The organism is Gloeobacter kilaueensis JS1 (genome assembly GCF_000484535.1).
Classification (GTDB): domain Bacteria; phylum Cyanobacteriota; class Cyanobacteriia; order Gloeobacterales; family Gloeobacteraceae; genus Gloeobacter; species Gloeobacter kilaueensis.
In genome coordinates, this window is the sequence record NC_022600.1 from 4,144,057 (window position 1) to 4,158,223 (window position 14,167).

A 14,167-nucleotide genomic window follows, 5' to 3' on the forward strand; every position below is an offset into this window, starting at 1 on the left:
CGTGGTTTCGATTCTAATCAGTCAGGCTCCTCGCGCTGCAGGCTGCACAAATTTGTTTACCAAAATCGCCCAATGCGCCAGAATGACCGGGTGGATCTGTGCGTCGAAAACGTTCGCCTCATAGCGGCTCCGACGAGCGTCACAATTGCCGGGGGGGTATTTGCGCATATTGGTTCACCGCCGCCGCGCACCGGGATATACATCGATGGCGGCGGATGCTGGCTTTTGCCGGGGCTGGTGAACGCCCACGATCACCTGGGCCTCGATCTGTTGCCCCGGCTCGGCGCACCGCCCTATCCCAATAGCATTGCCTGGGGCGAGGCGGTCTACCGGCCCAGAGACTCTCCCCTGCGCGAGGTGCTCGGGCTCTCCTACAGCGAGCGGCTTTTCTGGGGCGCTTACCGCAATTTGCTTGCCGGGGTGACGACCGTCCAGCACCACGACCGGAGCCACTGGTGCTTGGGACGGTTGCCGGTGCGGGTGCCCGCCTACCGCTGGCTGCACCGGCCCGCAGGCTCACTGGGCGGCAGCTATGGCCGGGGCGGGCCGCTATTTGTCCACTGCGCCGAAGGAATAGATACCGCCAGTTTTACGGAAGTGCAGGCTCTACAGGCGCGGGGATTGTTGGGACCGGCGAGCGTGCTTATCCATGGGATCGCCATCGGCGACGCGGACATCGATCTACTGGCTCGAACGGGCACCGCCGTCGTCTGCTGCCCGACAAGCAACCTGTTTTTGTTTGGGCGCACCGCCCCGATCGAAAAATTGCAGCAGGCGGGGGTGCCCCTTGCTCTGGGCACCGACTCGACCGCAAGCGGCAGCCTGAATCTGCTGGAGGAGTTGCGTGCAGCCTCCGCCCTGGTGGAGGCCGCCCCACTGGTGGGGATGGTCACTGCCGACGCTGCCCGGATCCTGGGCGTGCCGCAACTGGGACGAATCGCCCCGGCAGCTCCCGGCGATTGCATCTTGATCGATAATCCCCAGGCCCGGACGGCGGAAGAGGCACTGCTCAACGCCCGACCAGAACAGCTGCGCCTGGTGCTGGTGGGCGGTGTACCCCGGCTGGTGCGCGAGCCTTTTATGGCACTGCGCGGACGCCTGCAGGCCATCGCCGTAGACGGTGAACCAACCTGGCTGGCGGGACCGATTGGCCTGCTGCTGCGCCGGTTGCGGTCGCGATTGGGCGATGGCCCTTACTTTGGCCGGAGGCTCGCTCCACTGGGCAGGCTATAGCAGCGCCTGCTGCAGTTGGGCAATGGGCACGATGACTTTGAGATCCCTGGGCACGCACTCGACCGTAAGCGGCGTCTGGGCAATCACCTCGCCATCGATCGCTACTGCCTGCGCCGGTTGGGTGCTCACGCGCACCCAGGGGGTGAGCAGATGGCCGATGTCGGGCCGCCCGCTCGCCTCCGAGCGCAGGGCCGAGTAATACAGCGTAAAAGCAGCGGTGAGCGCTTCTAGAGCCGAGTTCGGAATGAGAATCGTCAGATCGAGCAGGCCGTCGTCGTAGACGCACTCGCCGCTACCCTGGGCGAGCACCGAGGTGGGCGGGGCGGCGTTGGCGATCGTGATCGCCGTCGCCTCGGCTCGCAGCAGCAGATCCGGCGTCTCGATCTCGACAAGAAACGGCTGCATCTCGCCCAACTGCTGCAGGCCGGCCCAGATATAGGCGAGGGTGCCGAACCAGCTTTTTGCCTCGCGGCTGGTGCGCGCCACCGCCTCCGCCTCCAGCCCGATGCCCGCCAGAAGCACCATCGGCAAACCGTTGCAGCGCGCCGTGTCCACCATGCGCGTCACCCCGTCGAGGATCGCCTCGCAGGCCAGCTCGATCGCCAGCGGCAAGCCGAGGGCGCTGGCAAAGGCGTTCGCCGTCCCCCGCGAGATCACCCCCAGGGGAATGCCGGTGCCCACCAGCGCCTCCGCCACCCCCGAGAGCGTCCCATCGCCCCCCGAGGCGATCACCACCTCTGCCCCGCGCTCCACCGCCTCGTGGGCAAGCTGGTTGGCTCCGATTTCAAGGGAGGTCAAGCGAATATCGAGGTCGAAGGCCGGTTCTAAAAACGAACGAATAAGATCCAGGTCCGCCTGGGCATCGCCCTGACCGGCGACCGGGTTGTAGATGAGACAGGCCGTCTGCTGTGGGCTGAAGTCAGGCATGTTCTTGTTCTAGCAATCAGGCCACAGCTACTACCTGTTTCAGCCCCGGTCCAGGTTCTCCCATCGCTATACAGGTTTAGACTTCCTGGATGAGCTTTTCCCAGCCTAGAGACTTGAGGTTGTTGTTGCGGTCGAGGGGTTTGCGCACCATCTTGAGCAGGTCGTGGGCGTTGGTAAAGCCGTGGATCATCGCGAAGGTAAATTCGACCGACCACTTGGTGGTGATCCCCCGCGCCTCAAGGGGGTTGGCGTGGGCCATGCCGGTGATGACCAGGTCCGGCTGCAGCTCGTAGATGCGCTGGATCTGGTTGTAGTTGTCGGGCTTCTCGACGATGCGCACCGACGGATGGCCCATCTCGTTGCAGGTCTTCTCCAACAGCTCCAGCTCCGCCTGCTGGTAGCGCTTGTCCATATAGGGAATGCCGACTTCGAGCACCTTCATGCCGCAGCGGATGAGAAAGCGGGCCATCGAAACTTCGAGCAGGTTGTCGCCCATAAAGAAGATCGAGCGGCCCGCCAGAAAGTCCACGTCCTCCTTGAGGGCGGCCCAGACCTGCGCTTCGCGCTCCTCCAGACCCTTTGGGGTGACGCCCAGAGTCTTACAGATGGCCTCGATCCAGCCGCGCGTGCCGTCCGGGCCAATCGGAAAGGGAGTGTTCACCAGATTGCAGCGCATCCGCCGCTGCAGGGCCGAAGCGGTGCGGCTCAAAAACGGGTTGACGCCCGCCACGCAGGTGACGCCCTGCTCGACGATCGGTAATTCGGTGTAGCGCGGCGCGGGCAGCCAGCCGCTCACCTTGATGCCCTGTTTTTTAAGTTCGAGGGTGAGCTGGTTGACGACCGGGTCGGTGAGCGAGCCAAAGAGCACCAGCGGCCTGTGATCGGCGTAGACAGGAGTAGAAGCCTGCTGCTCGCTTTTTTTGTCCTCTTTTTTGCCCATGCTGAAAAGCGAGCGCAGACCGAGGGTGCGCTCTTTTTTTTCTTCTTCGGAGCGCACCTGCTGGGGCTCCGGGCAGCGGGCGGCCATCGCAGCGAGTACGGTGTCTTCGCCCTGGGTAAAAGCGTAGTCGAGGCCGTTGGCGCGGGCGACGACGATCGGGATGCCGATTTCTTCTTCGAGCCGGGGAGCGATACCTTCGAGGTCCATCTTGATGATCTCGGTGGTGCAGGTACCGATCCAGACGATCACCGAAGGGTTGCGGTCCTTTTTGACCTGCAGGCAGAGGCGGCGCAACTCGTCGTAGGCGTTGAGCTTGGCGTTGACATCCCCTTCTTCGAGTTCGGCCATCGCGTAGCGGGGCTCAGCGAAGATCATCACGCCCATGGCATTTTGCAAAAAATAACCGCAGGTCTTGGTGCCAATCACCAGAAAGAAGCTGTCTTCGATCTTCTGGTAAAGCCAGGCGACGCAGGAGATCGGGCAAAAAGTGTGGTAGTTGCCCGTCTCACACTCAAATTGAGGCCCGCCGATTGTCGTCGGTTGCGAAACCATCTTGTGCTGTGCTCCTCGAAACTAGACGGTAACGGGGGTACGACTGTAAAAGTCAGAAAGCAATTCAAAGAGGGCGCGATCGGGGGTCTCCTTGGGCACGACCCCTTCCGGACCCGCCAGCAGGTGATCGGCGATGTTGAGGTAGTACTGGCAGACCGGTTCGAGGGAAGGGTCGGACTCGGCCATCTCGAAGATGGTCTTTCCCTTGACGCGCGAAATGCGAATGTCTTCGATGAGGGGCAAAATTTCGAGCACCGGCATCGGCACCGATTCGACGTACTTGTCAATCAGATCGCGCTTGTTGGTGCGGTTGCCAACCAGACCGGCCAGCTTCAGCGGATGGGTGCGCGCTTTTTCGCGCACCGAGGCGGCGATCCGGTTGGCGGCAAACAGGGCGTCAAAGCCGTTGTCGGTGATGATCAAGCAATAATCGGCGTAGTTGAGCGGGGCGGCAAAACCACCGCAGACCACATCGCCCAGGACGTCGAAGAGAATCACATCGTGCTCGTCGAAGGCGCGCAATTCTTTGAGCAACTTCATCGTCTCGCCCACGACGTAGCCACCGCAGCCTGCGCCCGCCGGTGGGCCGCCCGCCTCGACGCAATGCACGCCGCCGTAGCCTTCGTAGATCACGTCCTCGGCGTAGACATCTTCGTAGTGATAATCTTTTTCTTCGAGGGTATCGATGATCGTCGGAATCAAAAACCCCGTCAGCGTAAAGGTGCTGTCGTGCTTGGGATCACAACCGATTTGCAACACGCGCCTGCCGCGCCGGGCAAGAGCAACCGAGATGTTACAGCTGGTTGTCGATTTGCCGATTCCGCCTTTGCCGTAAACAGCCAGTTTCACAAGCGAAACTCCTTTAGAACGGGCAACGAAGACCATCGCCGTCGATGGGATCACTGTACACCACAATGCCCGCAGTTCAAGTAAAAGCACTACTTTGCAACTTTCTGTAAAGTACTTGCCAGCCCCAGGATTGACAACCGGAGAGATTCTGTTAAAATCCGTGAAGTTTTTCCGCCGCATTCGCGTGGAGGAGTGGGGTCATGTCCAGAGGTGCCATCCCGGCGGACCGGCGCGGTCGCCACCTGCTCAAGCAGGTTCCCCAGTTTCGAATCAGCTGCTGTGAAGACAAGCCGGTGACGGCAGCCCGCCGCTTTGTCCAGGAAAACCAGATCGTGCCTCCGGCGGTGATCTCGGTGCAGCGCAACCAGCAGGCGGCTGAACGTTTTTTCTGGTCCACGCGGGGACTGTTTGGAGCGCGCTACGCGGAGGATCATTATTTTCTTTTCCCGTCACTGGTGGCGCTGGTGTATCAATCGGCGGCTCCGGACGCCCAGAAAGTTTCGTAACAAAGTTATCTTGAAGGAAGAAAAGACCACCCACCACAGGGGTTCACCGCCATGTCGATGATTGAGACCCGCGCAGATCGCATGGTCATCAATCTCGGGCCGCACCACCCGTCGATGCACGGCGTGCTGCGCCTGATTGTGACTCTCAACGGCGAAAACATCGAAGACTGCGTGCCGGTGCTGGGCTATCTGCACCGCGCCATGGAAAAGATCGCCGAGAACCGTTCGGTCATTCAGTATCTGCCCTACGTCACCCGCTGGGATTACCTGGCGACGATGTTTACCGAGGCAATCACCTGCAACGCCCCCGAGCAACTCGCCGGTGTCGAGGTACCGCGCCGCGCCCGCCACATCCGCGTAATCATGCTGGAGCTGTCGCGGATCGCGAGCCACCTGCTCTGGATCGGCCCCTTCTTGCAGGATCTGGGGGCGACAACGCCCTTCTTTTATATTTTCCGCGAGCGGGAGCTGATCTACGACCTGTTCGAGGCGGCCACCGGGATGCGGATGATGCACAACTACTTCCGCGTCGGCGGTGTGGCGGTCGATCTGCCCTACGGCTGGGTAGACAAGTGCCGCGACTTTTGCGACTATCTGCCGCCCAAGATCGACGAGTACGAGCGGCTCATCACCAACAACCCGATCTTCCGCCGCCGCGTCGAAGGGCTGGGGGTGATTGGCCGCGAGGAGGCGATCAACTGGGGGCTATCTGGCCCGATGCTGCGCGCCTCGGGGGTCAACTGGGATCTGCGCCGGGTCGATCACTACGAGGTCTACGACGACTTTGACTTCGAGGTGGCCTGGGACACGGGCGGCGACTGCCTGGCCCGCTACAACGTCCGCATCAAGGAGATGCGCGAGTCGGTCAAGATCATTCGCCAGGCTCTCGACGCGCTGCCCGGCGGTCCCTACGAGAACCTCGAAGCCCGTCGCCTCGCCGAAGGACCCAAATCCGAGTGGAACGGCTTCGATTACCAGTTCATCGGCAAAAAATCCTCGCCGACTTTCCGGATACCCAAAGGCGAACATTACGTGCGCGTCGAGGCTCCCAAGGGTGAACTGGGCGTTTACTTGATCGGCGACGACACGACCAACCCCTGGCGCTGGAAGATCCGTCCACCCGGATTCATCAATCTGGCCGTCTTGCCCAAGATCGTCCAGGGCACCAAGCTGGCGGACTTGATGGCGATTCTCGGCTCGATCGACATCATCATGGGCGAGGTCGATCGCTAGCTCCAGCAGGCGGGATCAAAAGTTGAGCGGGGGCTTCAAAGAAGTCCCCGTTCCTGGTACGCTCTTTACATAACTTCAGAGTGATGCCCGTCCTCGGACTGCCGCCTGCGTGGCCTTCCTTTGACAGGCGGCGACAGGCATAGGCCGGGCAGATTCCTGCAAACTGGAACCGTAACGGGGTTTGTCGATTTTGCACTCGAAAGTGGGGCTCGCCGACGGTGGCAGAGTCTGATTTTTTGGCGCGCATTCCATCTGACTCTCAAGGAGTAAACGTTGATCGACCAGGTGCAAACTGCGACGGATATCCGTGCGCGCAACGAACAGCTATTAGACCGTCTGGAGCGGCTCAGCTACAGCGAGGTGCTCAAAGCGATACCCAGGTACTGCTTTCAAAGAAATACCGCCCTCGGGCTGTGGTTTGTCGCGAGACATCTTGCCATTTTGCTCGTTTCCTATGGGTTGTTTGCCTGGGCACCGCTCTGGCTCGCTCCCCTGTTCTGGGTCTGGATCGGCACGGTGCTCTGGGGCAACTTTGTGCTTGCCCACGACTGCGGCCATCAATCGTTCAGTCCCTCGCGCCCGCTCAACGCCTTTGTTGGCCATCTACTTTTGTTTGCGACGCTCTACCCTTTTCATAGCTGGCGGATCATGCACGATCGCCACCACGCCTGGACCAACCACCAGGACAACGACAACAGCTGGCGCACCCTGCGGCCTGGCGAGTATGCCAAGGGGGAGGCGATCGACCGGTTGATTTATCGCCTCGCCCATGGCCGGGGCTGGTGGTTCGCCTCGGTTATTCATCTATTCGTCATGCACTACGACCTGCGAAAATTCACCGACCGGGAGCGCGCTTCTGCCCGCTTTTCGATCGTCGTCACCATCTGTCTGGCGCTCGGGTGTCTATCGGCTCTCTTTGTATTCAGCGGCTGGTGGGGCGTCATCAACTACTGGCTTCTGCCCTGGCTGGTCTTTCATTTCTGGCTGAGCACCTTCACCCTCATCCACCACAACCATCCGGACATCCCCTACTATCCGAAGGACGAGTGGACGCCGCTTAAAGCCCAGCTCTTTGCCACGGTCCACTGCGAGTATCCCTGGTGGGTGGAGCTGGTCGCCTACCGCATCGGCGTCCACATCCCCCATCACCTCTCGACGGCGATTCCCTTCTATCACCTCGACGCCGCCCACGCCGCGATCAAGGCCCGCTGGCCGGAACTGGTGCATGAGGCGCGCTTTAGCTGGCCGTACTTGCGAACGATCGTCGATGCGTGCCACCTGAGCGCCCCGGACGGCTATCACATGCCCTTCAAGTAAGCCGCGTGTAAGTTACTCGGCGCAGCAGCTCCAGTACCCTGCCCTGCAGGGGTCTGCCATACCAGATGGTCGATTGGGAGCGGCTTTTGAGCGTCTGGCTGTCGGGTGTCCAGCTTTGATCGGGATCAAAAAGCACGTAGCTTTGTGGGGCGTTTTCGAGCGCCAGGATCGATCGAGGAGCACTGCTGAGGGCCGCCCAGGCCCGCAGAGGATCTAAGCTGCCGCCGCGCACCAGCGTCCAAAGAAGCGGCAGCGTCAGCTCCAGGGCAATCGCACCGGCAGGAGCAAGGGCAAAGGGCAGGGTCTTTTCTTCGTAGGTCCAGGGGGTGTGATCGGAGGCGACCGCATCGATGGTGCCGTCGGCCAAAGCAGCGATGAGCGCCGCTCTGTCTTCAGGGTTGCCCAGGGGCGGATCGAAGCGCAGGCGCGGATCGAATCCGGTGAGTTCTGGGCTCGCGTGGCTCAGGTGATAGATCGTCGTGCTGGCGGTGATGGGCAAGCCCTCCGCCTTTGCCTGCCGGACAAGTTCGACGGCGCGGGCAGTCGAAAGGCGCATCAGGTGAATCGGTCGGCCCGTGAGGCGCACCAGTTCTAAAAGCCCAGTCAGAGCAATCGTCTCAGCCTGGACCGGGCGGGCAGAAAGGCCCAGGCGGACGGCCCAGGTTCCTTCGAGGGCCACCCCCGTTGCGAGGGCTGCCAGGCAGGGCCAGACCAGCACCGGCTTCTCGAACACCGCTGCGTAATCGAGGAATCGTCGCAGCAAAGCCCAGTTGGTGATGGGTCGAGCGTCGGTAAAACCAGCCACCCCCGCCTCGCTCAGATCGGCCAGGTCCGCGAGGGATTCGCCTTTTAAGCTGCGGGTCATCGCGCCCAGCACCAGCGCTTCGATGCCAAATAAGGGCAGCTTGCGGCGCAAAGAATCGACCTGGGCGGCCTCGTCCACCGGTGGATCGGTGTCGGGCAACAGGGCCACCTGGCTGTAACCGCCCGCCAGAGCTGCCGCCGCGAGAGAACGCAGATCCTCGCGCTCTTCGTGGCCCGGCTCCCCGGAGTGGGCGTAGAGATCGCAGAGGCTGGGGCCAACGATCAGCCGCCCCTCGCCGTCGATCGTGCGCTCAGGGACAGCAGGCGGTCCATCGGCGCGGCTCATCTGGCCGGTAGCCGCATCCCACAACCAGTCATCGACGCTATCGAGCCCAGCCGCCGGATCGAGCCTGCGGACCTGCCTGAGAAGAACAACTGCCACTAGTGGGCAGAACCGTTGCCGTGGTAGCGATCGGTGTTGTAAAAGCCGTTTTTGGTGCCAAAGAACAGTGCCAGCGGCACGAAGGCGATCGCGATACCGAGAATAATCAGCTTGATCATCGAAACAGATCCAGACGCTTTTTTCCCAGGATACTGTCCGGTGGTAGCGGCCCCGCGAGTCTTTAGCTTTGCTTTACTACCGTGTTGGTGAGCGTACCGATGCCCGCGATCGTCACCCTCACCTCGTCGCCGGGCTGCATCGGGCCAATACCTGCCGGGGTGCCGGTGAGAACAATATCGCCCGGTTCGAGGGTCATCACGGCGCTGATGTAGGCGAGCAGAATCGACGGCGAGAAGACCATCTGATCGATCGTCGTCGATTGGACAAGTTTGCCGTTGAGGGTGGTCTGCAGGCTGGCGTCGGCTGGGAGTTCCGCGACGATCCGAGGACCGAGGGGACAGAAACTGTCGAAGCCCTTGGCGCGGGTCCACTGCTTGTCCCTGCCCTGCAGGTCGCGGGCGGTGACATCGTTGGCGATCGTGTAGCCAAAAAGATGGTCCAGCGCCGCCTCGGTGCTTACCCGCCGACAGGTGCGGCCTATTACCAGGGCCAGTTCACCCTCATAATCGACCCGCTCCGATTGGGGCGGATAGTAAATTTCAGCACCGGGAGCAGTGAGGGCCGAAGGGGGCTTCAAAAATAGCAGCGGCTCCGCCGGCACACCGCCGTCGCCCCGCAGTTGGGTCATCTCGGCGGCGTGGTCGCGGTAATTCTTGCCCACACAGACGATCTTGCCCGGCGTGCAGGGGGTGAGCAGTTTTACTTCTGCAAGGGCAACCGTCTCATCGGTCGGTTCTCCACCCAGCCAGGGGGGGCCGCTGAGGATGGCAATCTTACCGTCTGGCTCATCGAGCTGACCGTAGCGCGGGATAGCAGACCCGGAGCGACAAAAGCGAACAACGGACATCTTTTAACAACGGACAGGCACGGGGGCTATTCTCGCACGCGCCGGTGACCAGCAAAGCCACCCCCTAGCTTCCGACCAGTTCGATGCCGGACTGAATCGCCTTGAGTACGGCCTGGGTGCGGTTGGTGGCGCTCAATTTGAACATGATCCGCGTCATGTGGTGCTTGACGGTGTGGACGCTCAAAAACAGCGAGGCGGCAATTTGCTGGTTGGAGTAGCCCTGGCGGATGAGGGTCAGGATCTGCAGTTCGCGGTAGGAGAGGAGAGAGGCAGAACCGGTTCTCGCCACCTGGGCTGCCGAGAGGGTGCTCTTAGATGAGCGGGGCGATTCGGAGGCTTCTAAACAGGCCGGATCGATCCAGCGCCTGCCCTCGATCGTCTGGTGGATAGCCTGCAACAGGACCGACAGGGTCGAGCTGGTCGTCCAGACCGAGGCAGCACCCGCCGCAACCAGCGCTTTTACAGACTGGGCGTCGATCGAGCGCAGCAAAACCAGAATTCGGCCACCGGGCAGCCACTCGCGCAACCGCCGCACCAGATTCTGCTCGCGTTCACCGGCGGCACTCACCTCCAGGACGATCAGCCGGGCGAGCGGTGGCTCCGACAAAGGCTCAAGTTCGCTGCTGGTGAGCTGAGCTGCCACCCGCAGGGAGGTGTGATCTTTGATCAGTCTTTTGAAAGCGTAGCGGGTCAGGGGGTGATCGCTGATAAGGACCACGCCGCTCTCAGCACCGCCAGTTATCGAAGATGGGCACAGCATAGTAACGAAGCTCTCCGTGTATCAGTCGAAGCAACAGACCGCAGGGATGCCCTGTGCAACCTCATCGCGTTCAGCGCAGCGTAGCCGAGAAACTGAACCCGTTTTCCCCTTCATCGATACAGGCGAAAAAGCGCGGCGAAATGGTCCATCGTCGGCCAAAATACTTCTCGGGTGCGCGGAGAGTTTTTCGAGCAGATGTATGCTTGTTTGATATCCTTCGCAGGCGGCAAATCTGTGTCCACAGCAGATGTGACCGAGATGTTGGGGGAGTGGCAGGCAGGCAACCGCGCCGCTCTCGATCAACTCACGCCATTGATCTACGAGGAGTTGCGCTCGCTCGCCCGCTATTACATGCACTCCGAGCGCGGGGACCATACCCTGCAGGCAACAGCCCTGGTCAACGAAGCGTACCTGCGCCTCATCGATCTCAGTCGAATGTCCTGGCGCAGCCGTGCCCACTTCTTTGCTGTCGCCGCCCAGCTCATCCGCCACATCCTGGTCGATCACGCCCGCTCCCGTCAGGCGCTCAAGCGCGGCGGCAACCTGCAAAAACTCTCCCTCGATCAGTCCCTGGAAGTGAGCGCCGCTGAGCAGGATGTGGACCTCGTCGCCCTCGATGACGCCCTCGAAGCACTGGCCCAACTCAACCCACAGCAAAGCCGGGTCGTCGAGTTGCGTTACTTTGCGGGCCTCAGCATCGAGGAAACGGCTGAAGTCCTGGGTGTATCGGTAAGTACGATCAAGCGGCAGTGGGCGCTTGCCCGTAGCTGGTTGCACACCCGGCTGAGCGACTAGATGTCTGCTCGGTGGACCCGCCGTCACCTGCTGCACACCGGTCTATCGGGCCTGACCCTGGCGGGCTGTGGCCGGGTCAGCTCCGCCTACTTCGGTAACACCCTGCCGCCTGAGCGCGACATCCTGCGCGTCGGCAACGCCGCCGAACCGCGCTCCCTCGACCCGCACAAAGTCGAGGGAGCCCTGGGCGAATTGAATCTGTGCATGGCCCTCTTCGATGGCCTGAGCGAATATCATCCCCGTACCCTCGTTCCCCAGCCTGCCCTGGCCCTGGGCTGGTACCCCGAAAATCAGGCCCGCCGCTGGATCTTCAAACTGCGGCCCGGCGTGCGCTGGAACGACGGTACAGCCTGTAGCGCCCAGGATTTTGTCTACAGCTGGCGGCGCGCCCTCGATCCGGCCACCGGCTGCCCCTACGCGAATTTGCTTTATTATCTCAAAAATGGCCGGGCGATCAACGAGGGCAAACTGCCCACCGCTGCCCTCGGCGTCTCCGCTCCGGATCCGCTCACCCTGCGCGTCGAGATGGAAGGACCGGTCGCTTTCTTTCCACTTATCACCTCGTTTTTTATCTTCCGACCGGTGCCGGAGCAGGCAATCGTGGCCCACGGCGATGAGTGGACCCGACCGGGCAAGCTCGTCACCAACGGAGCCTTTACCCTTGCTCACCACCGCCCCTACGACGAGATCCGGCTCCTGCGCTCTCCAACTTACTGGGACCGCTCGAATGTCCGCCTTGCCGAGGCGGTCCTCCTGCCAATCGTCGAGGGTGCCCAAAACGTCAATCTGTATCTGACGGGCGAGCTGGACGTAACCGTGGGCGGGGTGCTGCCCCGGCCTCTGCTGCCGGAGTTGCGCCGCTACCGCGACTTTCGCGCCGACGGACGCTTTATCACCTATTACCTGAGCTTTAACTGCAGCCGCTCTCCCTTCGACCGCTCAGCCGTGCGAACCCTCTTAGGAAGCGCCATTGAACGGGACGAATTGGCCCGCCGCTACCTTAAAGGCGATGCCGTCGCCGCCACGAGCTTCATCCCGCCTGGCATTCCGGGCTACACCAGTCCCGGCTCTGCCCCTGCTTCTCCTCCGCGAAGATCTTTTCTGGAGCGCTTCACCATCCACTGCGCCAACCGCGAACCGGACCGGACAGTGGCTGCCGTTCTGCAGAGCCGCTGGAAGCAGCAGCTCGGGGCGGCTCCCCAGGTCAGTACCGAGGAACTGCAGACGTTTCTTGCCCGCATTCGCCGCCATGACTACGACGTGGCCGTCACCCGCTGGGGGGGCGACTACCTCGACCCGACCACCTTTTTAGACCTCTACGACGGTCTCGCCCCCAAGAACTACCCCGGCTGGGACGATTCGCTCTACCGGCAGCTTCTGGCGGTCGCGCGCCGCGAAGGCGATCCCCAGCAGCGCTACCACCTGCTTGCCCGCGCCGAAGCGCGGCTACTGGCCGAAGCTCCAATCTGGCCCCTGTTTCACACCGGCCTCGAATATCTGCAAAAGCCCTGGCTCACAGGCTGGGAACCCAACCTCCAGGATCTGCACCCCCTCAAGTACGTGGCGATCGATCGCAGCTGGCACTCTCCGTTCAACGCCAGTTCGGGATAAGAAAAGGCAGCCCCCAGGGGACTCGAAGTATTCAGTGACGCTCTCTGGCAGTCGTCGGCAGGTTCAACCCACTGCGAGATAGACTAAAGTAAGGATTCCTTACTTCACTACTGTAGAAGTTCACCATGCTTGCCAAACTCACGGCTAAGAACCAGTTGACCCTGCCCAAGGCGATAACCCAGGCTGTCGGTCCAGCCGAATACTTCGAGGTAGAAGTCAAAGACGGCCAGATCATCCTCACGCCTGTCCGCATCCAGCGGGCGGATGCCCTGCGGGCCAAGCTCGCCGAACTGGCGATCGAAGAGCAGGACATTGCTGATGCTGTAGCCTGGGCACGCCAGACACCACCCACGTCGCACAAATGACTCCGGTGCCTCGGGTGGTGCTGGAGACAAACGTTGTTCTCTCCGCCCTGATATTCGTCCAGGGCCGGCGTGCTCCGTTCCGCTATCAGTGGCAAGAGGAGCGCTTTCGACCGCTCCTCTCTCCCTTCACCGCAGCAGAGCTGATCCGTGCCCTCGGGTATCCTAAGTTCAAGCTTTCGATCGCGGATCAGCACGAGTTGCTGGCCGACCATCTGCCATACTGTGTCACCGTGAAGATACCTGACCAGCCGCCTGTGACTCCGCCCTGTCGCGATCCTCTCGATATTCCTTTTCTTGAACTGGCGATCGCAGGTGAAGCCGATTTCTTCGTCACCGGCGACAAGGATCTGCTGAGCCTCGCTGACACTTTTGCAGTGCCAATCGTCACACCTGAACACTTCCTCGCGCTGTTGACCGGCAATTAAGCCTATGAATACCATCTCCCGCAACAGCGATGAAAAGTTGTGTTTGGGGCTCCTTTAGGGGCTCAAAATGCTGACACCTAGTTCGTGCAAGCGCTTTAATGCCGGTCAGACGTAAAAATTACTGCCCAGAGTTAGTCTCGGCGTCTTCGTCGGTATCAGGGGCTTCGTCTGTGCTCTGTGCGTCGCTGTCGTCGCTCATCTGGATGTTCGGATCGACAGAAATACGGCTGCTCGTCACTGTCACGCTGCCGTTGCTTTCGATGCGCACACTCTGGTAGGGCGCGGCCTCGACGCTCTCCTCGCAGTTGTACTCGGTGACAGAAATATCCGGTTCGTGGGGGTTGAGCAGGTTGAGAAAGTGGCCTGCCATCGATACGTTCATCGCCTGTACAGGAACGGCCAGGAGCAAAAAGGCAGCGCGCTTGAGCATCGAAGCATCCT

15 protein-coding genes are annotated in these 14,167 nt (G+C 61.4%); 8 read left to right on the forward strand and 7 right to left on the reverse strand.

Going from position 1 to position 14,167, the window contains the following annotated elements:
• Positions 1-72: 72 nt before the first annotated feature.
• Positions 73-1,233 (forward strand): amidohydrolase family protein, encoded by a 1,161-nt coding sequence (locus tag GKIL_RS19190; protein WP_023175506.1) that lies wholly within the window; start codon positions 73-75, stop codon positions 1,231-1,233.
• Here GKIL_RS19190 and GKIL_RS19195 read toward each other — a convergent pair.
• The 3 genes from GKIL_RS19195 to bchL all read right to left on the reverse strand — a co-directional run bounded on the left by GKIL_RS19195 (position 1,228) and on the right by bchL (position 4,501).
• Positions 1,228-2,160, reverse strand: coding sequence for a YegS/Rv2252/BmrU family lipid kinase (locus GKIL_RS19195; RefSeq protein ID WP_023175507.1), 933 nt, complete (start codon positions 2,158-2,160; stop codon positions 1,228-1,230). The genes GKIL_RS19190 and GKIL_RS19195 overlap by 6 nt on opposite strands.
• A 76-nt stretch (positions 2,161-2,236) precedes the next feature.
• Positions 2,237-3,652, reverse strand: a complete 1,416-nt coding sequence (locus tag GKIL_RS19200; protein WP_023175508.1) for a ferredoxin:protochlorophyllide reductase (ATP-dependent) subunit N — start codon at positions 3,650-3,652, stop codon at positions 2,237-2,239.
• 21 nt (positions 3,653-3,673) lie between these two features.
• Positions 3,674-4,501 (reverse strand): ferredoxin:protochlorophyllide reductase (ATP-dependent) iron-sulfur ATP-binding protein, encoded by an 828-nt coding sequence (gene bchL / locus GKIL_RS19205; RefSeq protein WP_023175510.1) that lies wholly within the window; start codon positions 4,499-4,501, stop codon positions 3,674-3,676.
• A 200-nt stretch (positions 4,502-4,701) separates the two neighbouring features.
• On the opposite strand from bchL, the gene GKIL_RS19210 reads away from it, so the two are divergent.
• The 3 genes from GKIL_RS19210 (at position 4,702) to GKIL_RS19220 (ending at position 7,557) form a co-directional block, all read left to right on the forward strand.
• Positions 4,702-5,007 (forward strand): DUF3155 domain-containing protein, encoded by a 306-nt coding sequence (locus GKIL_RS19210; protein WP_023175511.1) that lies wholly within the window; start codon positions 4,702-4,704, stop codon positions 5,005-5,007.
• Between the two features lie 51 nt (positions 5,008-5,058).
• Positions 5,059-6,240, forward strand: coding sequence for an NAD(P)H-quinone oxidoreductase subunit H (locus tag GKIL_RS19215; protein WP_023175512.1), 1,182 nt, complete (start codon positions 5,059-5,061; stop codon positions 6,238-6,240).
• 273 nt (positions 6,241-6,513) lie between these two features.
• Positions 6,514-7,557 (forward strand): fatty acid desaturase, encoded by a 1,044-nt coding sequence (locus GKIL_RS19220; RefSeq protein WP_023175513.1) that lies wholly within the window; start codon positions 6,514-6,516, stop codon positions 7,555-7,557.
• Here the strand turns inward: GKIL_RS19220 and GKIL_RS19225 are convergent.
• From GKIL_RS19225 to GKIL_RS23030, 3 genes are all read right to left on the reverse strand, one after another.
• Entirely contained in the window at positions 7,550-8,803 is a 1,254-nt protein-coding gene (locus GKIL_RS19225) for a dihydroorotase (RefSeq protein ID WP_023175514.1), read from the reverse strand. The genes GKIL_RS19220 and GKIL_RS19225 overlap by 8 nt on opposite strands.
• A 181-nt stretch (positions 8,804-8,984) precedes the next feature.
• On the reverse strand, positions 8,985-9,770 hold the full coding sequence (locus GKIL_RS19235) for a fumarylacetoacetate hydrolase family protein (protein WP_023175516.1): 786 nt from the start codon (positions 9,768-9,770) through the stop codon (positions 8,985-8,987).
• A 64-nt stretch (positions 9,771-9,834) separates the two neighbouring features.
• Positions 9,835-10,488, reverse strand: coding sequence for a response regulator transcription factor (locus GKIL_RS23030; RefSeq protein WP_051382867.1), 654 nt, complete (start codon positions 10,486-10,488; stop codon positions 9,835-9,837).
• Between the two features lie 276 nt (positions 10,489-10,764).
• Here GKIL_RS23030 and GKIL_RS19245 point away from each other — a divergent pair, with 276 nt between their 5' ends.
• The 4 genes from GKIL_RS19245 to GKIL_RS19260 all read left to right on the forward strand — a co-directional run bounded on the left by GKIL_RS19245 (position 10,765) and on the right by GKIL_RS19260 (position 13,726).
• Positions 10,765-11,325 (forward strand): sigma-70 family RNA polymerase sigma factor, encoded by a 561-nt coding sequence (locus GKIL_RS19245; protein WP_023175518.1) that lies wholly within the window; start codon positions 10,765-10,767, stop codon positions 11,323-11,325.
• Entirely contained in the window at positions 11,326-12,936 is a 1,611-nt protein-coding gene (locus GKIL_RS19250; RefSeq protein WP_023175519.1) for a peptide ABC transporter substrate-binding protein, read from the forward strand. It abuts the gene before it with no gap.
• Between the two features lie 125 nt (positions 12,937-13,061).
• Complete coding sequence (locus tag GKIL_RS19255; RefSeq protein ID WP_023175520.1) at positions 13,062-13,301, forward strand: AbrB/MazE/SpoVT family DNA-binding domain-containing protein; 240 nt, start codon at positions 13,062-13,064, stop codon at positions 13,299-13,301.
• Positions 13,302-13,315: 14 nt separating this feature from the next.
• Positions 13,316-13,726, forward strand: a complete 411-nt coding sequence (locus tag GKIL_RS19260) for a putative toxin-antitoxin system toxin component, PIN family (protein ID WP_245595869.1) — start codon at positions 13,316-13,318, stop codon at positions 13,724-13,726.
• A 118-nt stretch (positions 13,727-13,844) separates the two neighbouring features.
• Here the strand turns inward: GKIL_RS19260 and GKIL_RS19265 are convergent, their stop codons facing one another.
• Positions 13,845-14,156: a hypothetical protein gene (locus GKIL_RS19265; RefSeq protein ID WP_023175524.1), complete on the reverse strand. Its 312-nt coding sequence runs from the start codon at positions 14,154-14,156 to the stop codon at positions 13,845-13,847.
• Positions 14,157-14,167 lie beyond the last annotated feature (11 nt).

Excerpts from the sequence above, each read along its gene's own strand:
- GKIL_RS19235 (WP_023175516.1), bottom strand. The coding sequence starts at position 9,770 with ATGTCCGTTGTTCGCTTTTGTCGCTCCGGGTCTGCTATCCCGCGCTAC.
- GKIL_RS19195 (WP_023175507.1), bottom strand. The coding sequence starts at position 2,160 with ATGCCTGACTTCAGCCCACAGCAGACGGCCTGTCTCATCTACAACCCG.
- GKIL_RS19200 (WP_023175508.1), bottom strand. The coding sequence starts at position 3,652 with ATGGTTTCGCAACCGACGACAATCGGCGGGCCTCAATTTGAGTGTGAG.
- GKIL_RS19250 (WP_023175519.1), top strand. The coding sequence starts at position 11,326 with ATGTCTGCTCGGTGGACCCGCCGTCACCTGCTGCACACCGGTCTATCG.
- GKIL_RS19215 (WP_023175512.1), top strand. The coding sequence starts at position 5,059 with ATGTCGATGATTGAGACCCGCGCAGATCGCATGGTCATCAATCTCGGG.
- GKIL_RS19210 (WP_023175511.1), top strand. The coding sequence starts at position 4,702 with ATGTCCAGAGGTGCCATCCCGGCGGACCGGCGCGGTCGCCACCTGCTC.
- GKIL_RS19255 (WP_023175520.1), top strand. The coding sequence starts at position 13,062 with ATGCTTGCCAAACTCACGGCTAAGAACCAGTTGACCCTGCCCAAGGCG.
- GKIL_RS19190 (WP_023175506.1), top strand. The coding sequence starts at position 73 with ATGCGCCAGAATGACCGGGTGGATCTGTGCGTCGAAAACGTTCGCCTC.
- GKIL_RS19265 (WP_023175524.1), bottom strand. The coding sequence starts at position 14,156 with ATGCTCAAGCGCGCTGCCTTTTTGCTCCTGGCCGTTCCTGTACAGGCG.